This is a genomic window from Bacteroidota bacterium, assembly GCA_008933805.1.
Classification (GTDB): domain Bacteria; phylum Bacteroidota; class Bacteroidia; order UBA8524; family UBA8524; genus SB11.
In genome coordinates this window covers 15,651-36,240 of the sequence record WBUH01000016.1, presented here as the reverse complement: position 1 = coordinate 36,240, position 20,590 = coordinate 15,651, and the positions used below count along the sequence as shown (strand labels likewise).

Annotated in this window: 19 protein-coding genes; 3 read left to right on the top strand and 16 right to left on the bottom strand. The window is 44.8% G+C overall.

The annotated features are described in order from the left end of the window. The first annotated feature begins 12 nt into the window (after positions 1 to 12). A complete protein-coding gene (locus tag F9K23_14645) occupies positions 13 to 1,290 on the top strand; it encodes a tyrosine--tRNA ligase (protein KAB2914203.1) in 1,278 nt (425 codons plus the stop codon). Between the two features lie 52 nt (positions 1,291 to 1,342). Here F9K23_14645 and F9K23_14640 read toward each other — a convergent pair whose 3' ends face one another. Together F9K23_14640 and F9K23_14635 are read right to left on the bottom strand one after the other, a co-directional pair. Next, positions 1,343 to 2,089, bottom strand: a complete 747-nt coding sequence (locus F9K23_14640) for a hypothetical protein (protein ID KAB2914202.1) — start codon at positions 2,087 to 2,089, stop codon at positions 1,343 to 1,345. Between the two features lie 310 nt (positions 2,090 to 2,399). Beyond that, the gene (locus tag F9K23_14635; protein KAB2914201.1) at positions 2,400 to 3,218 is read right to left on the bottom strand and encodes a hypothetical protein; all 819 of its coding nucleotides are present in this window, start codon (positions 3,216 to 3,218) and stop codon (positions 2,400 to 2,402) included. 60 nt (positions 3,219 to 3,278) lie between these two features. Between F9K23_14635 and F9K23_14630 the strand changes: the two genes are divergently transcribed. Continuing rightward, on the top strand, positions 3,279 to 3,509 hold the full coding sequence (locus tag F9K23_14630; GenBank protein ID KAB2914200.1) for a pterin-4-alpha-carbinolamine dehydratase: 231 nt from the start codon (positions 3,279 to 3,281) through the stop codon (positions 3,507 to 3,509). A gap of 58 nt (positions 3,510 to 3,567) precedes the next feature. Here F9K23_14630 and ftsZ read toward each other — a convergent pair whose 3' ends face one another. From ftsZ to mraZ, 14 genes are all read right to left on the bottom strand, one after another. Further along, positions 3,568 to 5,070 carry a cell division protein FtsZ gene (ftsZ, locus tag F9K23_14625; GenBank protein KAB2914199.1) on the bottom strand — a complete coding sequence of 501 codons (1,503 nt, stop codon included), beginning with the start codon at positions 5,068 to 5,070 and terminating at the stop codon, positions 3,568 to 3,570. 164 nt (positions 5,071 to 5,234) lie between these two features. Then, on the bottom strand, positions 5,235 to 6,536 hold the full coding sequence (gene ftsA / locus F9K23_14620) for a cell division protein FtsA (GenBank protein ID KAB2914198.1): 1,302 nt from the start codon (positions 6,534 to 6,536) through the stop codon (positions 5,235 to 5,237). A 36-nt stretch (positions 6,537 to 6,572) separates the two neighbouring features. After that, on the bottom strand, positions 6,573 to 7,352 hold the full coding sequence (locus F9K23_14615; GenBank protein KAB2914197.1) for a hypothetical protein: 780 nt from the start codon (positions 7,350 to 7,352) through the stop codon (positions 6,573 to 6,575). Further along, on the bottom strand, positions 7,349 to 8,731 hold the full coding sequence (locus F9K23_14610; protein ID KAB2914196.1) for a UDP-N-acetylmuramate--L-alanine ligase: 1,383 nt from the start codon (positions 8,729 to 8,731) through the stop codon (positions 7,349 to 7,351). Before F9K23_14610 ends, F9K23_14615 begins: the two co-directional genes overlap by 4 nt. A gap of 122 nt (positions 8,732 to 8,853) precedes the next feature. After that, positions 8,854 to 9,945, bottom strand: coding sequence for an undecaprenyldiphospho-muramoylpentapeptide beta-N-acetylglucosaminyltransferase (gene murG, locus F9K23_14605; GenBank protein KAB2914195.1), 1,092 nt, complete (start codon positions 9,943 to 9,945; stop codon positions 8,854 to 8,856). Then, positions 9,932 to 11,143: a cell division protein FtsW gene (locus F9K23_14600; GenBank protein KAB2914194.1), complete on the bottom strand. Its 1,212-nt coding sequence runs from the start codon at positions 11,141 to 11,143 to the stop codon at positions 9,932 to 9,934. Before F9K23_14600 ends, murG begins: the two co-directional genes overlap by 14 nt. A gap of 216 nt (positions 11,144 to 11,359) precedes the next feature. Then, positions 11,360 to 12,706 carry a UDP-N-acetylmuramoyl-L-alanine--D-glutamate ligase gene (murD, locus tag F9K23_14595; protein KAB2914193.1) on the bottom strand — a complete coding sequence of 449 codons (1,347 nt, stop codon included), beginning with the start codon at positions 12,704 to 12,706 and terminating at the stop codon, positions 11,360 to 11,362. Between the two features lie 4 nt (positions 12,707 to 12,710). Further along, complete coding sequence (locus F9K23_14590; GenBank protein ID KAB2914192.1) at positions 12,711 to 13,967, bottom strand: phospho-N-acetylmuramoyl-pentapeptide-transferase; 1,257 nt, start codon at positions 13,965 to 13,967, stop codon at positions 12,711 to 12,713. A gap of 81 nt (positions 13,968 to 14,048) precedes the next feature. Next, positions 14,049 to 14,411 carry a four helix bundle protein gene (locus F9K23_14585; protein KAB2914266.1) on the bottom strand — a complete coding sequence of 121 codons (363 nt, stop codon included), beginning with the start codon at positions 14,409 to 14,411 and terminating at the stop codon, positions 14,049 to 14,051. A 43-nt stretch (positions 14,412 to 14,454) separates the two neighbouring features. Further along, positions 14,455 to 15,903 (bottom strand): UDP-N-acetylmuramoyl-L-alanyl-D-glutamate--2,6-diaminopimelate ligase, encoded by a 1,449-nt coding sequence (locus tag F9K23_14580; protein ID KAB2914191.1) that lies wholly within the window; start codon positions 15,901 to 15,903, stop codon positions 14,455 to 14,457. Then, entirely contained in the window at positions 15,900 to 18,005 is a 2,106-nt protein-coding gene (locus F9K23_14575; protein KAB2914190.1) for a transpeptidase family protein, read from the bottom strand. The genes F9K23_14580 and F9K23_14575 overlap by 4 nt, the downstream gene beginning before the upstream one ends. Then, the gene (locus F9K23_14570; protein KAB2914189.1) at positions 17,995 to 18,408 is read right to left on the bottom strand and encodes a hypothetical protein; all 414 of its coding nucleotides are present in this window, start codon (positions 18,406 to 18,408) and stop codon (positions 17,995 to 17,997) included. Before F9K23_14570 ends, F9K23_14575 begins: the two co-directional genes overlap by 11 nt. Before the next feature lie 128 nt (positions 18,409 to 18,536). Further along, positions 18,537 to 19,439 carry a 16S rRNA (cytosine(1402)-N(4))-methyltransferase RsmH gene (gene rsmH / locus F9K23_14565; GenBank protein ID KAB2914188.1) on the bottom strand — a complete coding sequence of 301 codons (903 nt, stop codon included), beginning with the start codon at positions 19,437 to 19,439 and terminating at the stop codon, positions 18,537 to 18,539. Then, complete coding sequence (gene mraZ, locus F9K23_14560; GenBank protein ID KAB2914187.1) at positions 19,432 to 19,902, bottom strand: division/cell wall cluster transcriptional repressor MraZ; 471 nt, start codon at positions 19,900 to 19,902, stop codon at positions 19,432 to 19,434. The genes rsmH and mraZ overlap by 8 nt, the downstream gene beginning before the upstream one ends. Positions 19,903 to 20,107: 205 nt before the next feature. Between mraZ and F9K23_14555 the strand changes: the two genes are divergently transcribed. Further along, complete coding sequence (locus F9K23_14555; protein KAB2914186.1) at positions 20,108 to 20,590, top strand: hypothetical protein; 483 nt, start codon at positions 20,108 to 20,110, stop codon at positions 20,588 to 20,590.

The following is a 20,590-nucleotide window of genomic DNA, read 5'->3' as shown; positions in this document are numbered from 1 at the left end:
AGAAGAGATACGATGAACTTAGTTGAAGAATTACGCTGGCGCGGGCTGTTGCAAGATATCATGCCCGGAACGGAAGAGTTACTGAATAAAGAAACGGTTACCGGGTATGTGGGTTTTGACCCTACTGCCGATTCGTTGCACATTGGTAATATGGTACCGGTGATGCTTTTGGTACACTTGCAACGTGCAGGCCACAGGCCTATTGCTTTGGTGGGCGGTGCTACCGGTATGGTGGGCGACCCTTCAGGCAAAAGTGCTGAACGGAATTTGTTGGATTTAGATACACTAAACCATAACCTGAATTGCCAACGCAAGCAGTTAGAGCAGTTCTTGGATTTTAAAGCAGAGAAGAACCCCGCCGAAATTGTAAATAACTACGATTGGTTTAAAGAGTTTAGCTTTTTAGGCTTCATTCGCGATGTGGGCAAACACATCAGTGTAAATTACATGATGGCGAAAGACTCAGTAAAAAACCGCTTAGAAAACGGTATGTCGTTTACGGAGTTCTCATACCAGCTAATACAAGGCTACGATTTCTTCCATTTGTACAAAAGCAAAGGAGTGAAGCTGCAAATGGGCGGTAGCGACCAGTGGGGAAACATTACCACCGGTACTGAATTAATACGCCGTATGGATGGGGGTGAAGCTTTTGCACTAACTGCTCCTTTGGTGAAAAAGGCTGATGGTACCAAGTTTGGTAAAAGCGAAAGCGGCAACGTTTGGCTAGACGCGAAGAAAACAAGTCCCTACAAGTTCTACCAGTTTTGGTTAAATACCACCGATATTGATGCTGAAAACTACATCAAGGTGTTTACCCTGTTGCCACAGGATGAAATAGAAGCAACCATTGCCGAACACAAACAAGCGCCCCATTTGCGTGTGTTGCAAAAAGCCCTGGCTAAAGACATTACCCATCGTGTGCATGGCGAAACAGGCTATAATGATGCTGTGCGTACTACCGAATTGTTGTTTAGCAAAGATTTGGTTGATAAGCTAAGTACCCTTAGCAGCGATATCATTTTAGATATGGTGGATGATAACCTTAAATTCAACGTGTCTAAAGCTGAACTACAGGCAGGCATACCCGTTACTGAGTTGTTGGCTGATAAAACAGGGATTTTCCCTTCTCGCGGCGAAGCCCGTAAAATGATTCAGGGAGGAGGCGTAAGCATAAATATGCAAAAAGTAACCGACCCGAACGCAGTGATTGATGCATCCGGCTTATTGCAAAACAGCTACTTGCTGGTACAAAAAGGTAAATCAAACAAAAACCTGCTGATAGCAGAATAATTATTGGTTGCCGGTTGTTTGTTGTTTTAATGCGGCAACAAATAACCGGCAATTATTTTTTGTCACCGAAAATTCTTTCAATAGTTTCCTTCTCCTCTTTAGTCAACTCCCTTTTGCCATCAGCTGTGCTTTTAAGATTGTCCTTTATCCAGTTTTGAATTTTTGGGCTACTGCTGTAATTAGCCGATAGATAGTCTGCCAAGGTTTTTAATACAATAAACAAAGCGGCTACTGCTACTGCGCTGTTAGACATCATAAAGATAAACCCGCCGAATATTACTACAAATTGCTGTACAAAAATGCGTTTATAGGGCTGAAACATAAGCCCTGACAATGTTTCGGTTTTATACTTACCCGACAATACAAAGCCATCGATAAAATAGGTAAGGTTGGCCGCCAATAAGCTAAGCAGCGCATATTTAGTTTCACCGCTCAAGTAGGGGGCAAAATTGTTTATCACCATAAACGGCTCTTTAATAGAGTGGTCTCTTATTGACGAAAAGGCAAAGAATAGAACCGTTTGCACAAAAATGAAGAAGTAATAGTGAAAAATAAAAAACGGGATGATAAAAAAACCGCCAACATTATCACCGGGTGAAGGAGGGGGCTCGTTGCGCGTACCGTTTAGGATGTACACTACCAGCATTTTAAGCACGTTTAGTATACCAATCAGTACGGTTTCCAATATGTAAATTACAAAAATGCCCTTACCGTCCCAGCCTAAAAACAGTACACCCAGCAAGGGTACAATATTGGCCAGCACCAGAAATAAATTACTCGGTTTCAAAAAATTCTTCATACCTGTTAATACGAATTTAGAACTTAGTAGTAAACAAGCGGTAATAAATTCTAAAACCCTTTTGTTCTTTGCGAAGCGTAGAATGAATATCTAATCAGAGTCCTGCCGAATTAGTTTCGGCACCTCATCCCCATTCACGTGATTTAACTATGCGATCCCGAAACAAGTTCGGGATGACGGAGGGTTTCCTCCTTCTACATCCTCCTCCAGAGGAGGACATAGCGTTGCAGGCCTGCCTCATTAACTTCTCGAGTATTGACTATTCGTTCGTCGTTCAATATCCCCCGCTGGCGGGGCAGGGGGTGAAAAACTACTTCAACCGTAATAAAAACTTTCTGTTTCCGGCATTTTCCAGTTGTAGATACTCCTCACTTTCGGGTTTTTGATGGGCAGGGTATCGCATCCATTCGCCTGCTTTTACACAAAAGGCTTGCGAGGGAGTATTTTCAATCCACTCAAAACCCAGTGGTAAGTAACTATCCCCTGTCCACCAGCAACGGTCGGCATAGGTCATAATATCATCAGGTTGCACGTCTTCAATAAACGCTTTTAGCACCTTACTAAGCCCGCCTGTAATATTAGCTCCGTTAATCCCCGCATAGCGTATCAACTCATACGAACGGTATTCTTTTCCATCGCGGTAAAATTTGCGCGGCGGACTAAAAGTTGCCGCTCCAATCAGTTCGTTAGTTTTCTTTATAAACAGGCCGTATTTAAAACGTGCCGAGGGCGAGCCGCCCAAATGGTGGTTGTTTAAAAAATCGTTTACCACAGGCCTTGTAATGCGTCTGATAACTGTGTTGCGGGCAAATATCTTTTGCGATTTACCGGCCAGCGAAGTAAGCAGGCAAATAATGTTTTGCCTACGGGTGTGCCAAAGGTCTTCGAACACTTGTACCACCCTAACCCCGCTTTCCTCGGTTTTTTGTTGCCATTCTGCAAAAAAGCCCGGCGTGCAACCGCGCAACATCTCGTTATTAATTTGTACCAGATGAAAGAGGATATTGTACTGAGGCAAGTATAAAATGCGGAAGGGTGTTTGCGGCGCAGTTGGGAGGCTGTGTTGGGACGCGGTGCCAAACAGTGTGCTTACCTGTTGTTCAAAATCGGTGATAAACCCTGCGGGCATGGGGACAAATGTACTAAAGAAAGAGGGCAGGGGAATGGCAATTTTTGTGTATATTAGGACATGGAATGGAGAGAAGAAAACAACAGGCTGGTAAAAACGTATGTTTTTCCATCATTTGCAAATGCAATGGCGTGGATGATAAAGGCTTCTTTTGCTATTGAGAAGTTAAATCATCACCCTGAATGGACAAATGTTTACAACAAGGTGCACGTGGTACTTACTACCCACGATGCGGGTAATACGATTACAGAAAAAGATCGCAAGCTGGCAATCGTGCTCGACGGTATTTAATAAACAAAAAAGCCCCGCAATTGCAGGGCTTTTACTATGAGTTTACCAAATTAATACGTCAATCAACATTGTCGTGCAGAAAACTGTTGTTGGTTTTCAGCTCTATCTTGTTGTCGTCGTCAGGATTTTCAAACAACGACACTTTAGATACTTGCGATACTGATGAATGAGGTACCTCATCCAGCTTTGCACCTTTACGCATATAGGCAGGCTCTTTTTCCATGTCCATCATGCCTTCAGGGTTGTTTAGCTTCGCGTTCAGGTTTTTAAGGTACACCATACGCTCTTTTAGTTTTTGTATACGCTCACGTTCCAAATCTTGGTCTTCAACGCGTTCGTCGTGCAGGTTAATGCGCACCGGTTCCTCTTCTTCCATAGGCTTTATGGTAAATAAATCCTGTTTCGTTTCGGTATGGGTGTTTTCCTGACGAGGAGCCATCGGACGGAATATTATTTCGCTTTCCTCAAACGCGGGAGGCGTGTGGAAAGTGTTTTGAGGCTCTACGTTTTTAGGTTGTACGTTCTCTTCAACCTCTTCTTTTGGTTCGATTAAAGGGATGCGTACTTCCTCTTTGGGAGTCTTAAAAGTGTTTTCCTTGTTACCGAAACCTGTAGCAATAAGGGTAACCGATAGTTTTTTCTCCAATGTTTCGTTTGAGCACCAACCGAATTTAAGGTTAGCATTCAATCCGGCTTTCTCTTGGAAAAAGTCCATCACAGTTCCCATTTCTTCCATGGTAGGTTCTTCCATACCCCACGAAATGTTTATCAACAACCAACCGGCACCTTCAATTTGGGTGTTGTCTAACAAAGGTGAGTTAATGGCCATTTGCGAGGCTTTTATAGCACGGTCAGCACCTTCTGCAACACCGGTACCCATAATGGCTTTACCGCTGTTGGTCATGGCTGTACGAACGTCTTGGAAATCCACGTTACCGTCGCCGCTCATAGTAATGATTTCAGCAATGCCTTTGGCAGCAATGGTTAGTACATCATCAGCTTGGGCAAACGCTTGTGTGAAGCGGAAATTGCTGTACATCTCTTTGATTTTATCGTTAGAGATTATAAGCAGGGCATCAACAGCATCTTTCATTTCGGCAACACCTGTCATACCTTGTTGGGTACGGCGCGGACCTTCAAAACTAAACGGGGTGGTAACAATACCTACGGTTAGTATGCCCATTTCTTTTGCCGTTTTAGCAATAATGGGGGCAGCTCCGGTACCTGTGCCACCGCCCATCCCGGCGGTAACAAATATCATTTTGGTATTAACGCCCAATAGGTCGATAATCTCCTCTATACTTTCAAGGGCAGCCTTTTTACCCATTTCAGGGTTTGAGCCTGCGCCCAATCCTTCGGTGATAGAGGTGCCCAGCTGTATTTTATTAGGCACAGGGCTGCGTTCCAACGCCTGTGAATCTGTATTACAAACAAAAAAATCAACGCCTGCTATACCCTGACGGTACATGTGGTTTACGGCATTGCTGCCGCCACCGCCCACACCAATAACTTTAATTATTGATGAGCGTTCTTTGGGTAAATCAACTGTAAACTTCGACATACTTTTAAGTAATTAATCGATTTAAATATTTTCTAAATTTTATCACACCTCCCTCAATCCCTCCTTATTAAGGAGGGAAGCCGCACACCGGCTCACCAGCACATTTATTTTCTTAATTAGTTGATAAGCTAATTATCAAATTCTCAAATCAACACGTCTTCAAATTAAAAATCCTTCACGTCTAAATCATCCACAAACCACTGTTTTAAGCGGTTAAGGAAGTTTTTGCGCTGCATTTCGTCTTTTATCTGTTTGCGTTGTTCTTTCAACTCGCCTTCGCTTTTGGCAGCGCCGTTCATGTCAATGCCTGTGTCTTCAGTTTTTAATCCTTTAATCACTAAACCGATACCTGTGGCATACATGGGGCTTTTTACTTCTTCTACCATTCCTTTGGCCAAATGCTCGTTGGGGTAGCCTATGCGGGCATCCAACCCTGTTACATATTCAGCAAGGTGGGTAACGTGTTTCAGTTGGGCACCGCCCCCTGTTATTACCACACCGCCTATTAGTTTCTTCTCTACGCCGCTGTTTTTAATCTCGCAATACACCAATTCAAAAATCTCTTCAACGCGGGCTTGAATTATTTTGGCAAGGTTACGCACCGAAATTTCTTTCGGGTCGCGACCACGCAAACCGGGTATCGAGATAATCTCGTTGGCTTTGGTTTCTTCCCATAGTGCCGACCCGAATTTTACTTTCAACAGCTCGGCATGGTCGCGCAATACGTTGCAACCTTCTTTGATGTCTTCAGTAATGATGTTACCACCGTAGGGGATTACCGCTGTGTGGCGGATTACACCGTCGTGGAAGATGGCAATATCTGTTGTGCCGCCACCAATGTCTACCAAGCAAACGCCTGCATCCATTTCTTGGGGGCTCAGCACTGATTCTGACGACGCCAAAGGCTCCAGTATCAAATCAGCCGCTTCTAAGCCTGCCAACTGAACGCATTTGTATATGTTGCGCGCAGCAGTTACTTGCGCGGTAATTACATGGAAATTTCCTTCTAAACGGATGCCTGACATACCCACAGGGTCTTTGATACCGGGCTCGTTATCCACAGTGTATTCTTGGGGCAATACGTGAATAATTTCTTCGCCGGGGTTCAATGCCAGCTTATACATATCGCCTTCCAGCTTGCTAAGGTCGTGCATGTCAATCTCGGTATCTATCGAGTTGCGCACTACCAAACCACGGTGTTGGCGGCTTTTTATATGTTGTCCGGCTATGCCTACGTGCACCTTGCGCACTTCAACTCCTGATTTGTCAGAAGCCTCGTCAATAGCCTTTTTTATAGCTTCTACTGTTTTGTTAATGTTGGTTACAACACCTCGTGTAACCCCGTGCGAATCGGCTTTGCCCATGCCCAGCACGTCAATCTTTCCATACTCGTTAAAACGTCCCACAATGGCGCAAACCTTTGTGGTACCAATGTCTAAGCCAACTATTATTTTACCGTTGTGCATAATCCTTCAATATTACTTTATATAGCCTTGCTGTTTTTAGTATTTTTCGCACACAATCTGCCCTGTGTACTTTAAATTAATCACTTTGTATTTATCCCACCCCAACTTGTTCAAACCTTTTTTGTAAAAGATTTTTAAATGGGTAAGTTTTTCATCCAATCGTTCTGCGTCACCCAGTATTACCTTATGGTCGGCAATTTTCGGAATAAACACCAACTCGCCTTTGGCGTTTACCTCCACTTGTTCTATCATGGCTTTCCAAAAAGGGTTCTTGTCAATGTATAACCCCAATTGGTAAACATCGCGCCCTGCTTTTGAAAATACCGTGTCGCGCGATTTTTCCAGCTTTTCATAAATATTGCCTGTGGCAATGGGTACGTGGGCGGTAAAACTATCGCTCAAGGGCATTTTTATGCCGTATTCATCAATATAATAACCGCCGCCTTCACGCTTCATCACACGTATTATGGGGCGGCGTTGTACTACATCCACCCGCAGGTTGCCCTCAATATCAATAAACACTTCGGCACTTTGCACAAAAGGGTTCACTTCAAGCAATCCTTCCAGCTGGCCTACATTAAAACCGGCAACGGGTTGCCCCATCAGTGTGGCTTCACCCAAGCCTCCGGTTAATTCACTTACCACATCATCGCGGGTAATAAAATAGGTTTCAGCCTCAGGTTCAATCTTTACTTCCAACGATTTGCACCGCATTTGCTTCTGTTCACGCTCTACAAACGACAACGAGGCAAGCAGGGCAATAACCAGTATTGTCCAGGTGCCGTACGTTGCTATTAATTGCCAGCGTTTTTTCATGCGGTATATAAATGTTGAAGGGGTAATACAAATTGGTCTATATCTCCCGCGCCGAGGGTTAGCAAAACTTCGGGTTGTTTATTTTTTATAACCGCTAAAAACTCGTCTTTAGTACACAAGGTTTTAGCAGCAGTGGTTATTTTATCAAAAATAATTTCTGACGTAACTCCATCAATGGGCAGCTCACGTGCGGGATAAATATCCAGCAGTATTACTTCGTCCAGTAAACTCAAACTGTGCGCAAAACCATCAACAAAATCGCGGGTACGCGAGTACAAATGCGGTTGAAATACCCCCATTATTTTTTTACCCGGATATAATTGTCTTGCCGATTTAATGGCCGCCTCTAACTCTGTGGGATGATGGGCATAATCGTCTATGTACACAAAATCCTCACGGTTGATAATGTATTCAAACCTGCGTTTTACGCCCTTAAAAGCCGCCAAGCCGCTGCGCAGTTGCTCTTCGGTAACACCCATCTTTAGCGCGATGGAAGAAGCCGCTACGGCATTTTCTACATTATGAATGCCCGGCATACCCAACTTTAAGTTAGTGTAGGCATTGGTGGGAGTTACCAAATCGAAATAGTAATGGCCGTTGTTTATGGTGATGTTAGCCGCGTAATAATCGGCTCCGTCGCCTAAACCGTAAGTAAGCACCGTAGCATCTTCAAGTTGAGTATTGAAGGGTTGCCCGAAGCGAACAAACAAAGTTCCGCCAGCTTTTATTTTATGTGCAAACAGATGGAACGACTCAAGCAAACTGCTGTGTTCGCCGTAAATGTCCAGATGGTCGGCATCCATTGAGGTAATTACGGCAATGTTGGGTGAAAGGTGCAAAAACGAGCGGTCAAACTCATCGGCCTCGGTTACTGTAATTGCTTCGGGTGCGTTGGCATCGGGCAATACAAAATTGGAGTTAAAATTGGCCGAGATACCGCCCAAAAATGCTCCGCAACCAATGTTTGCATGGCGTAACAAATGGGCTACCATGCACGAGGTGGTGGTTTTGCCGTGGGTGCCGCCTACTGCAATGGTGTACGTTTCGCGGGTTATTAGTCCCAATATTTCAGCGCGTTTGTAAAGGGTATAGCCTTTATCACGCAGGTAATTAAGTTCTTTATGGTCTTTGGGAACGGCGGGCGTATATACTACGGCACTTTGCGAGGGGTTAGCTAAAACGGCAGCATCTACCAAGTTAATATCATCGGTATAATGCACGGCAATCCCTTCGCGCACCAAGGTGCGTGTCAGTTCGGTTTCGGTACGGTCATAGCCTGCTACGTTTTTGCCCAGTTGTTTAAAATAACGAGCCAGTGCGCTCATGCCTATGCCGCCTATGCCAATGAAGTATATGTTTTTAAGCCCTTCGGCGTTCATTTTTTTAGTATTTGCTGTTGGCCTTTAACCGTTTGCTTTTATGTCTTATTTTTCGTTCTAATCTCACCAATCCGTCTTTCTACACTTTATTTCAAGTCTCTAAATCAACAAATCTTTAAATTTTATTGTGGTACTATTTTATAAACTTCATCCACAATACGTTCGGCGGCATTGGGTATAGCCAGCGTCCGTATGGTTTGTGTAAGTTGTTTTTGTCGGTTTTCGTCGTGCAATAAGTACAAAGCACTGTTCACCAGCATCCGCTTTGCTTCAACGTCTTTTACCAGTTGGGCTGCATTCTCGTTTACCAAAGCCATTGCGTTTTTGGTTTGGTGGTCTTCGGCCACGTTGGGCGAAGGCACCAAAATACAGGGCTTACCTGTTAGGCATAATTCAGCAATGGATAATGCGCCCGCTCTTGATACTACCACATCGGCTGCGGCATACGCCAAATCCATGCGGTTGATAAAATCGAACACTTTTACTGTGCTGCTGTTTTTTTCCTGCGCCTTACCGTAAAAGAATTTTCCCGTTTGCCATATCACTTGTATGCCTTCATCGTTCAGCATATGTATACCTTCAAATACTGAGGTATTGATGGTACGTGCACCTAAGCTGCCCCCGATAATCAACAAGGTTTTTTGGCCTTCTTTAAGTCCAAAGTGTTTAAGTGCTTCTTCACGTTTGCCGCTTATGTCCTGCAAATCTTCGCGCACAGGGTTGCCCGTAAGCACAATCTTTTTAGCAGGGAAATAAGCATCCATGTTGTTAAAGGCCACACAAATAGCAGCTACCCGTTTGGCCAGTATTTTATTGGTGAGGCCGGCATAGCTGTTTTGCTCCTGTATAAGCGTGGGAATGTCCATTTGCGCCGCCATGTACAGGGTAGGCGCACTGGCATAACCACCCACACCAATTACTATATCGGGTTTAAACTCCTTTAATATCTTGTGAGCCTGCCACAAGCTTTTAACTACTTTATAAGGGATAAGCAGGTTGCGTAAATCAAACTTGCGCTGTATGCCTGCTATATCAAGCCCTACTATTTTGTAGCCTGCCGCCGGAACTTTTTCCATTTCCATGCGGCCTTTTGCTCCTACAAATAATACTTGGGTTTGCGGATTACGCTTTTGCAGGGCTTTTGCAATAGCAATGGCCGGAAATATATGGCCACCTGTGCCCCCTCCTGAAATAACAACTTTAAGCGGTTGCAACTTCGCCTCCTTCCTCTTGTTTCTCTGAATTTTCTTTTTCCTCTACATCTCGGCTCACACTAAGGATAATGCCAAATGCCATGCTGGTAAATATTAATGAGGTACCGCCCATGCTCACTAATGGCAAGGGTAGCCCCGTTACAGGGAATATATTTACGGCTACGCCCATGTTGATAAAGGCTTGTATTACCAAACTGAAACTTAATCCTACGGCCAATAGTGCCCCAAAGGCTCGCGGACTTCGTATTACTATCCTGATGCACCTGAATAAGAGCACCAGGTACAGCAGTATAAGAAACGAAGCGCCTATGAGACCGTATTCTTCTAATATGATGGCAAACACAAAATCGGAGTAGGGGTGAGGCAAGAAGTTACGCTGGGTGCTGTTACCCGGTCCTTTACCTATTAAACCGCCGCCTGCGATGGCTATTTTGGCCTGCACTACCTGATAATCGGTTTGCAAGGCTTCGCGCTCATCAACAGGGCCGTTGTCACGGGCAGCAAAATGCTCAATACGGTGTTTCCACGTTTTCAAACGGGCGATTTTGCTAAGGGCATCATCGGGCAAGGTAAGAGCCATTACTACTAATACTGTAGCGGCTAATGCACCCGAGCCTACAACCAGTAATATGTGCTTGAAGGCAATACGACCGATAAACATCAACAACAAGCAGGTGGCGAAAAGTACCAATGCTGTTGAAAGGTTGGCGGGCATAATAAGGGCACATATTAATGCGATGGTGATGGTAACAGGCAGGAACGATTTTTTAAAGTCTTTTATTTCGTCCTGACGTTTTGAAAGGAAACGGGCCACGTACATGATAAGAGCCAGTTTCGCCAAATCTGACGTTTGAAAGGTGAACCCGATTACAGGCAGGGTAATCCACCTGCGGGCATCGTTTATATCTGTTCCGAAGAACAGGGTATAGGGTAATAGTACAAAAGAGAGTATCAGCAGTATTTGTGAGATACGCGAGTAGTACTTAAAATTTACCAAATGGCTTAAATACATAAGTATTAAGCCAAAGGTTAAGAAGGATAAGTGTTTGAAAAGGTAAAACTCGGTATTACCGCCTTGTTTTTTATAGGCCAGCGTGCCCGTAGAACTGTACACGGCCAATAGCCCGAATATGGACAACAGTATTACTACTGCCCATATTACCGCATCGCCTTTTGTTTTTTTTAGTATCCAGTTCATTGTTATTCATTTAGCTATTAGCCTTTGGCCGTTAGCTTTATTATTCATTGTTTCCCTCTTATGGTGGAGAGGGTTTGTCGGTAGGTTGCCCTAAGGCAATCTGCCCTTCGACAAGCTCTCCTTCGGTAGACTCAGGACCGACTAATTTGTTTGCAAACCTTGCACACGTGTCCAACAGCACATTTATTTACTATGCTTATGTTTAAAGAATACGGTTTACAGGTTTTTCACCGCGCGTTTAAACTGGCGGCCCCTGTCTTCATAATTCTCAAACAAATCAAAACTTGCACAAGCAGGTGATAGCAATACAGTATCGCCTTGCTCGCCCATTTTGTAGGCTACGTGCACCGCTTCAGGCATCGAGGTGGTGTTCACCAGCATTTTCACGTCTTTAGCAAATGCTTCGTGTATTTTGCGGTTATCAACCCCAAGGCATACAATCAGTTTCACCTTTTCGCGTACCAAAGGCTTCAACATGGTGTAGTCGTTACCTTTGTCCACGCCGCCCGCAATCCATATAATGGGGCGTTCAACGCTTTCAAGGGCATACCATGCTGAGTTTACGTTGGTGGCCTTAGAGTCGTTTATAAACTCCATACCGCGTACTTTTCCAACGCTCTCAAGGCGGTGTTCCACATTCTTAAAATCGGTAAGGCTTTCGCGTATTACCTCTTTGCGAATGTTTAAGGCTTTGGCAATAATAGCCGAGGCCATTGTGTTGTAAATGTTGTGCTTGCCTTTAAGGGCAAATTCTTCTATAAGCATAGTAAATGGGTTTGAGTCGTCTTCGGTTAGTTTTATTATCATCAGGTTCCCTTCAAGCCATGCACCGTAGCTAAGGGTTTTGTAAATGCTAAAGGGCATGGGGTTGGCATTGCCCTTTTGCTGTGCAAGGTTTTGCACGGTTAGTTCATCATCGGCACAGTAAATGAATAAGTCATCTGCTGTTTGGTTTTGGGTAACACGGAATTTTGAGTTGATATAGTTTTGCAACTCATAATCGTACCTGTCCAAATGGTCGGGGGTAATGTTGCATATCACCCCATTGTTGGCTCTTGCGGTATAGGTGTTATCCAACTGAAAGCTGCTCAACTCCAATACAAAGTGTTCAAAGTTTCCGGTGGCTACTTGCCTTGCAAAGCTTTGGCCTATGTTACCGCCTAAGCCTACATTTAAACCTGCTTTTTGCAGGATGTGGTAGGTGAGGCTGGTGGTAGTAGTTTTGCCGTTGGTTCCGGTTATGCAGTGCAGTTGGGCATTGGTATAGCGGGCAGCAAACTCAATTTCTGAGATAATGGGTGTGCCTTGCTCTTTAAGGGCTTTTATCAATGCTACCTTATCGGGTATGCCGGGGCTTTTTATTACCTCGTCGGCATTTAGTATCATGGCTTCGGTATGCTGGCCTTCTTCCCATTGCACACCAATCCCGTCCAGTTCGGCTTTGTATTTATCAGCTATGGTGCCTTTGTCTGATACAAACACATCAAAGCCTTTGGCTTTTGCCAAAACTGCCGAGCCTGTTCCGCTCTCGCCTGCGCCTAATATGACTATTCGTTTTGTCACCTGTTTATCTCAGTTTCAATGTGATGATGGTGAAGATGGCCAGCATAATGCCGACAATCCAGAAACGGGTTACTATTTTGGGTTCTGCATATCCCAGCTTTTGGTAATGATGGTGCAGTGGCGACATTTTGAATATGCGCCGCCCTTCGCCGTATTTCTTTTTGGTGTATTTGAAATAGGCTACCTGTATTACCACACTTAGGTTTTCTACTAGGAAAATCCCGCAGAGGATGGGTATCAGCAGTTCTTTACGGATGATGATGGCAAACACAGCGATAATACCGCCCAGTGAAAGGCTGCCCGTGTCGCCCATAAATACCTGTGCTGGGTTTGAGTTGTACCACAAAAAGCCTACACAAGCCCCTACAAAGGCGCCGGCAAATATTACCAGCTCGCCCAAGTTGGGGATGTACATGATGTTGAGGTAATCTGCAAAGATTTTATTGCCCGAAACGTAGGCCAATACGCCCAATGTGGTACCTATAATGGCCGAAACGCCCGATGCCAGCCCGTCGATACCGTCTGTTAGGTTGGCTCCGTTGGATACGGCTGTGATAATCAATATCACAATAGGTATATAAATAAGCCACGCCCAATCGCGATAGTTAGGGCCTATCCATTTCAGTAAATCGGCATAGTCAAATTCAGTTTCTTTTAGAAAGGGAACAGTGGTTTCTGTCGATTTTACATCGCGGGTGTAATACACCTTTTCGTTCATCTGCTCTTTTTTCAGTTGGCTTGCCTCTATGCCTGTTTTGGCAGCTTCGGCAGGGGTGTACACCTCTTTTACCACTACTTCGGGGTGAAAGTACAGGATGGCACCTACGATGATACCCACACCTACTTGCCCCATTACTTTAAACTTGCCCGCAAGTCCTTTTTTATCGCGTTTAAATACTTTGATGTAATCATCCAAAAAGCCAATCAATCCCAGCCAAACCGTAACTACGATTATCAGCAGAATGTAGATGTTGGTGATTTTGGCAAACAGTAGGGTGGGAAGCAGGATGGCGGCAAGAATAATCAGCCCGCCCATGGTAGGAGTACCTTGTTTTTGGGCTTCGCCTTCTAACCCCAACTGGCGTACGGTTTCTGCTACTTGCCTGCGGTGCAGCATAGCGATGAGGCTTTTGCCAAACAACAGCGAAATAACCAGCGACAATATGATGGCCATACTTGCCCTGAACGAGATGTATTGAAATACACCCGCCCCTGCGAGGTTAAATTCTTTTTCTAAGTAGTCGAATAAGTAGTATAACATATTGCCTTGCTTTTGCCGTCGCTTCAATGTGCATATTTGCAGGTGTGCAAATGTGCCAATGCTGCGTTGGCAAGGGGTTTATTATTTTTTTTCCTGTTTCAATTTTTCAGTGGTAGTGGTTATTATTCTTCCCAATACTTTTTTAATACTTGTAAGTCGTTCAAAAACAACGGTCTCAATACTCACGTCTTTATACTCTTTCACCAACAATAGCCAGTACTCTGTCTCTTCGGCTTCCTTGTAGGCAATTTTCATTTTGTGAAGAAAATCAGCCCTGCTTTGTGCGCCTTGCGCCTCTCTCACGTTCGCTCCTATCGATGTCCCTGATTTGAAGAGTTGGTTTGCGTGTGCAAACCGTTTCTTTTCTTCCAACACTTGCGAAACCCTCATCGCCAAAACAGCAAACTCAAAAGTCAAATTCACTATTTGGTTACCCTGCTCCATCATTCATCTGCACATTTACTCACTTGCAAATCCGCACATCTATTCACCACATTTCCTCCAACACAGCCCTGTCGTCAAAAGGGTGTTTAATGCCCTTTATTTCCTGATAGGTTTCGTGGCCTTTGCCTGCTATCAGTATTATATCTCCCTTTTGGGCAAGCGTTGCCGCGGTTTTAATCGCTTCCCGCCTGTCGGTTATCTTCAATGTCTTTTTGTAATGCTGTCCCGGTACACCCTGCATCATTTCTTCTAAAATGGCTTCAGGGTCTTCATTGCGCGGGTTGTCTGAGGTGAAAATGGCTCGGTTGCTCATCTCTACCGCAATCGCCGCCATTTCAGGCCGCTTTGCTGCATCACGGTTGCCGCCGCAGCCCACAACGGTTATCAGTTGCTCGTTGTTGGTGCGTATTTGGTTAATGGTTTCCAACACGTTTTTAAGCGCATCGGGCGTATGGGCATAATCCACTATCCCTATCACTCCGTTGGGCGATTTCATAAACTCAAACCGACCTCTAACCGAGGGAATAGTGCTTAGTGCGGTAATAATTTCCTCTTTGTTTTCGCCCAGTAAAAAGGCTATGGCGTACACAGCTAATAAATTATACCCGTTGAAATGACCTGTGAGTCGATACCAGGCTTCTTGCCCGTCAATGTCAAGCAGCATTCCGCTAAAATCCTGCTCCACAATGCGGGCACGGAAATCGGCCATGCCGCGAAGACTGTAGGTGTATTTGCTGGCTTTGGTGTTTTGCAGCATTACACTGCCGTTGCGGTCGTCTTTGTTGGTAAGGGCAAAGGCATCGCTATCCAGTTCATCAAAAAACTTCTTCTTTGCCTTTAGGTAATTATCAAACGTTACGTGGTAATCAAGGTGGTCGTGCGTGATATTGGTAAATGCCGCTCCTGCAAACTTTTGTCCTTTAATACGTTCTTGGTGGATGGCATGGCTGCTGCACTCCATAAACACAAACGAGCAACTACTATCAGCCATTTGGCGCAACAAAGCAGTAAGACTCACCGCATCAGGGGTAGTATGTGTGGATGGGATTACCTGCGTGCCGATAACATTTTGCACGGTTGATACCAAGCCGCATTTGTATCCCAAGCGGGTATATAATTGGTACAACAAGGTAGCCACAGTGGTTTTACCGTTGGTGCCTGTTACCCCAATCAGTTTAAACTCGTGCGAAGGGTTTTGGTAAAAATTGCAAGCTATGGGGCCAATGGCCGCATGGGTTTCTTCCACCAAAATCCATACTACGGATGCCATAGGGTTTTGGGGCAGTTCTTCGCACACAATAGCCACGGCCCCTTTTTCAAGTGCAGTAGGTATGTAGCTGTGGCCATCGGCCAAACTGCCCCGCACGGCAAAAAACATACTGCCTGCCTCTACTTTTCTTGAATCCAAGCAAAGCGAGGTAATAACAGCCGTTTCATCACCGCTAACCTGTTTGGTTTTTACACCCTGTAATATGTTTTTTATACTAATCAACTTAATTCTAAATAAACTGTGCCGCCTTTTACTATCCGTGAGCCGCCGGGCAACGATTGCTTGCGTACTTTTCCGTTGCCGCTAAAGCGTACTTTCATGCCTATGTTTTCTATCAGAAAAACAGCGTCTTTCAAACTCATACCAGTAACATCAGGTACTTGTCCGTTCACTATTTTGCGTTCGCCAATTTTCAGGGCGTTGTCGTTGGTTTGTGCAGTTACCCATTGTTGGTCGTCCACCTCTTGCTGGGTTTGTGATGAAATACCGATACCGTTCAGCACGTCTTGCAGTTCTTTTTTCTGCGATACTTTAGGGGTAGGCAGGGCAGCAACCGTGGTTACTGTTTTTTGCTCAAGGTCAAGGTGCAAATCCAGTTTGCTGGCATATACCTTGTCGGCTATTTCTTTAAATACAGGGCCTGCAACCAAGCTGCCGTAGTACACACCTTTTGAGGCTCCGTTTACGGTTACAATACAGGTGTACTGGGGATTATCAGCAGGGAAGTAGCCCGCAAACGACGATTTGTAGTATTTGCGGTAACCGTTTTTAGCGTCGGCCATTTGTGCCGTACCTGTTTTGCCTGCAACGGTGTAATTATCGTTTTTAAGGTTAGTGGCCGTACCGTGCAGCACCACTCCTTCCATCGCCTCTTTTACCTTTTTAAGGGTGCTTTTTGAGCAGATGGCTTCGTTAAGTACTTCGGTTTCGTATTTCTCAACCAGTTTGCCTACGTGGCGGACTTCACGCACAAACACGGGCTTCACCATCGTTCCGCCATTGGCTACGGCATTGTACAAGGTTGCCATTTGCAAGGGGGTAACGGTTGATTCATAGCCTATCGACATCCAAGGCAGGGTGGTTCCGTACCAGTCTTTGTCGTTGGGGTTTTTTATGCGGGGTTTTCCTTCGCCGGTTATTTGCAAACCCAACGATTTGCCCAAGCCCAGCTTGTTTATTTGTTCTACAAACTTTTCGGGGTTTTTGGCAAAGTGTTGGTACACCAATTTTGAGATACCTACGTTAGAAGATTTTTCGAACGATTGACGTAGCGAGAGCCTTTTGTTAGCACCCGGCTCAGAGTCTTTCATTTCACGGTCGAAGAATTTTGCATGACCGAAATCTACCGTTACACTATCGTCCAAATCGGCAACGCCGGTTTCTAACAGCGCAATCAGTGAAGCCAGCTTAAAGGTTGAGCCCGGCTCGGCACTTTCGCCCACAGCATAGTTGTATTCTTCTTTATAAACTCCGGGCGATTTGCGGGTTAGGTTGGCAATGGCTTTTATGTGGCCTGTTTTCACCTCCATCAAAATGGCGCAACCGCTTTCGGCATCGTTATTTATCAATGCCTCCATCAGAGCATCTTCGGCCACGTCTTGTATGTTTATATCAATAGTGGTGTAGATGTCTTTACCGTCTTCAGGCTCAATCTCGTTGTCATAATTAACGGGTATGGTTTGCCCGCCCGATACTTTTTGCATCAGCCGTTTGCCGCTCACGCCTGATAATACTTCGTCGTACGCGCCTTCAAGTCCAACGGGTGCAACACCGTCAATACTATATCCAATTGTACGTTCGGCCAATATTTGGAAAGGCTTTTGGCGACGTTCTTTTTCGGTTACGATAAAGCCGCCTTTGTATTTACCCAAACGGAACATAGGCCATGTTTTCATGGCTTTTATTTGGGTAAAGTTTACCCTGCGTTTCAGGTGGAAATATCTTTTTTTGTCCTTGCGGGCTTGTTTCAGCATTCGCAGGTAATCGTCTTTACTTTTGTCTTTAAAGGTTGTTGAAAGCAACCAAGCCAACGAGTCTACATTAGCATTAAACACCTCTTTGGTTAGTCCCTCCGCTACCATGTCCATGTGCACGTCATACACCGGTACTGAGGTAGCCAAAAGGCTGCCGTCGTCAGAGTAAATATTACCTCTTGTAGCCTCAATAGTTTCGTATGAAATGCTTAATTCTTCGGCAAGTTTGCGCAGTTCAGGACCTTCGGTGAACTGAATGCGGACGGCATACACTATCACCCACACCCCGAATATCGCAGTGAGCAAAAAGGCGAGGTATACCCGCCATAGTATGTCGCGCCTAACGTTCATCCTTTTCGGTAAATGTTATTTTATAGGGTGGGGTACGCAGTTCTTTCAACTCGCCGCCTTCTAATCTTTTTGATACCTGCGACTGCTTCGACTGGTACATCAGGTCTGATTTTATAGTGATGTACTCGGCCCGCAGTTCTTTTATTTCGTCTTTTATGTCGTCCGTTTTCCTAACTATGCGTTGCGCGTAATGGGCGTTATAGATGTAGAACAATCCCAAACCTGCCAGGAAAAAAATCATGGGGAACAGCTTGTGCAGGTTTTCCCTGTCAAGAAAGAAGCTGTACTCGGATGCAGAGAGGATTTTCGACGGTTTCTTAGGCGAAACGGTCTCCTTTTCCTCGGCTGGCTGCTCCTGAGGTTGCTCTTCTTCAAGTGCCCTTTTTTTGATTTCGTTTTCCATTGAGTTATGCGTTCAGCGGTGTGCTAAACAGTAGTAACCGGTTTAAATTTTTCGTCTTTATTATTGCTGCCCTGCTTCGACAAGCCATACTTCGACAAGCTCAGTAGGACAGCGATTGTTGTTATCTGTCAGATTCTTTCCGCCACACGCAGTTTGGCACTTCGGGCACGCGGATTGCGGGTAATTTCTTCTTCACTGGCTGTAGTGGCTTTGCTGCTCAATCCCTTAAAAGGTTTGGTAGTATTGCCGTACAGGTCTTTATCTTCTTCCCCCTCTATATTTCCTGTTTTTATGTAGTTTTTTACAAGTCTGTCTTCCAGCGAGTGGTACGACATGATTACCAACCTTCCCCCTTTACCTAACACCCCTTCGCATTGCTTTAGCAGGTGTTTCAGTACGTCCAGTTCTTTGTTTACCTCAATGCGCAATGCTTGAAATAGTTGCGAGAGGTATTTGTTTTCGGCATTGCGCGGCAAATAAGGTTGCACGGCTTGCTTCAACTGTCCCGTTGTGAGTATCGGCTGTTTTGTCCGCTCGGCGATAATTGCTTTGGCCAGTTTATAGGCGTTGTCCAATTCTCCGTAGTGGCGCAGCACATTTGTCAGTTCTTGTTCTTTATAAGTGTTTACCACATCGGCCGCTGTTTGTGCAATGTTTTGATCCATGCGCATATCCAGCGGAGCATCCCAGCGGTGGGCAAAACCTTTTTCGGGTTCATCAATCTGAAACGATGAAATTCCTAAATCGGCCAGCAATCCATCGGCAGGTAAAGCGTTGTGGTATTTTAAAAAGTTTTTCAAGTAGCGGAAATTGTGGTTTACCAAAATCAGCCGCTCATCGTCCACCTTATTATTAATAGCATCGGCATCTTGGTCAAAAGCAACCAGTCGGCCCTTTTTTCCCAGCTTGGCCAGTATAGCTTTGCTGTGTCCGCCGCCTCCGTACGTCACATCTATATATGTGCCGTCGGGTTTTATGTTAAGAGCCTCAATGCACTCCTCCAACATCACCGGAATGTGGTACTCACTCATCACCCTCCCCTCCCTTATCTTTACGGTTCATTACTTCCTCTGCCAATTCTGAGAAATCGTCGGCGCTCATGTTAAACATCTCTTCGTAGTTCTTAGCCGACCATATTTCTATCTTGTTCTCGTATGCATACAGCACCAAATCGTTCTCCATCTCTGCATACTCTTGCAGTTTTTTGGGTATCAGTATCCTTGATGCAGTATCAATTTGCACCTCGGTAGCCCCGTTATTAAACAGGCGGATAAACAACCTGTCTTTTTTATTAAAGGAGTTTAGTCCCTTTAGCTTATCGGTTTCTTTTTGCCAATCTGCCTTAGTATATAAAGTAAGGCACTTGTCAAAGCCCCTGTTCACCACCAATTTGTCGCCTGCCTCATCCGGAATTTGCTTGCGCAGGCTGGCCGGGAGCATAACTCTCCCCTTTCCATCCATTTTGCATTCAAATTCTCCGATAAACTGTGGCATAGCGTGGGCACATTAAAGGCTTTTCAAAATTATAGAATAAACCGACACTTTTCTCCATATTCCCCCACTTTTCGACACTGATTTTTATCCACACGGCGAAACCTTTGCAGCACAAGGGTTTTATGGTGGGGGAACTTTTGGGTTTTTATGTTAGGAAGGGAATCTGAAAAAGACCTTATTTTTGCACGGCTTTTGCTAAGCAACTATGACTATGATTAAAAAACTGCTGATACTTTTTAGTGTGCCGCTTGTAATGAGCGCCTGCAAGAAGGAGGAGAGTCCGGATCCGGGTAATGTGAACGGAGGTAAAGTGGTAACAAACCCTTTTCCGGGACCAAAGGCACAGGTAATGATTGCCGAAAAATGGAAATTGACTAATAAAACGGTGGAGTACAGTAATGGGTTACCTACCGAAGATTTTAGTAATGTGCCCGCCTGCCAAAAGGATAACCTTATTTCTTTTAAGGCCACCAAAAAATACGATGTAGAAGAAACCATTAATGTTTGCCCCGGTAACCAGCCTGTTACTACTTATAACTGGGCGGTTGATAACAGCGAGCAAAGTATTACTCTTAATGGTACTACGTGGAATATAGTATCAGTGGATAATACTACACTGGTGTTAAGGAATATAAGCAGTACACAGTTTTTAACTGTTACTACCAGCGAAACCTATACGGCACAGTAA

What these genes read in the sequence shown, in the direction of transcription:
- F9K23_14645 (KAB2914203.1), top strand. Translation starts at nt 13, where the DNA reads ATGAACTTAGTTGAAGAATTACGCTGGCGCGGGCTGTTGCAAGATATC.
- F9K23_14640 (KAB2914202.1), bottom strand. Translation starts at nt 2,089, where the DNA reads ATGAAGAATTTTTTGAAACCGAGTAATTTATTTCTGGTGCTGGCCAAT.
- F9K23_14635 (KAB2914201.1), bottom strand. Translation starts at nt 3,218, where the DNA reads ATGCCCGCAGGGTTTATCACCGATTTTGAACAACAGGTAAGCACACTG.
- F9K23_14630 (KAB2914200.1), top strand. Translation starts at nt 3,279, where the DNA reads ATGGAATGGAGAGAAGAAAACAACAGGCTGGTAAAAACGTATGTTTTT.
- ftsZ (KAB2914199.1), bottom strand. Translation starts at nt 5,070, where the DNA reads ATGTCGAAGTTTACAGTTGATTTACCCAAAGAACGCTCATCAATAATT.
- ftsA (KAB2914198.1), bottom strand. Translation starts at nt 6,536, where the DNA reads ATGCACAACGGTAAAATAATAGTTGGCTTAGACATTGGTACCACAAAG.
- F9K23_14615 (KAB2914197.1), bottom strand. Translation starts at nt 7,352, where the DNA reads ATGAAAAAACGCTGGCAATTAATAGCAACGTACGGCACCTGGACAATA.
- F9K23_14610 (KAB2914196.1), bottom strand. Translation starts at nt 8,731, where the DNA reads ATGAACGCCGAAGGGCTTAAAAACATATACTTCATTGGCATAGGCGGC.
- F9K23_14600 (KAB2914194.1), bottom strand. Translation starts at nt 11,143, where the DNA reads ATGAACTGGATACTAAAAAAAACAAAAGGCGATGCGGTAATATGGGCA.
- F9K23_14590 (KAB2914192.1), bottom strand. Translation starts at nt 13,967, where the DNA reads ATGTTATACTACTTATTCGACTACTTAGAAAAAGAATTTAACCTCGCA.
- F9K23_14585 (KAB2914266.1), bottom strand. Translation starts at nt 14,411, where the DNA reads ATGGAGCAGGGTAACCAAATAGTGAATTTGACTTTTGAGTTTGCTGTT.
- F9K23_14575 (KAB2914190.1), bottom strand. Translation starts at nt 18,005, where the DNA reads ATGAACGTTAGGCGCGACATACTATGGCGGGTATACCTCGCCTTTTTG.
- F9K23_14570 (KAB2914189.1), bottom strand. Translation starts at nt 18,408, where the DNA reads ATGGAAAACGAAATCAAAAAAAGGGCACTTGAAGAAGAGCAACCTCAG.
- rsmH (KAB2914188.1), bottom strand. Translation starts at nt 19,439, where the DNA reads ATGAGTGAGTACCACATTCCGGTGATGTTGGAGGAGTGCATTGAGGCT.
- mraZ (KAB2914187.1), bottom strand. Translation starts at nt 19,902, where the DNA reads ATGCCACAGTTTATCGGAGAATTTGAATGCAAAATGGATGGAAAGGGG.
- F9K23_14555 (KAB2914186.1), top strand. Translation starts at nt 20,108, where the DNA reads ATGACTATGATTAAAAAACTGCTGATACTTTTTAGTGTGCCGCTTGTA.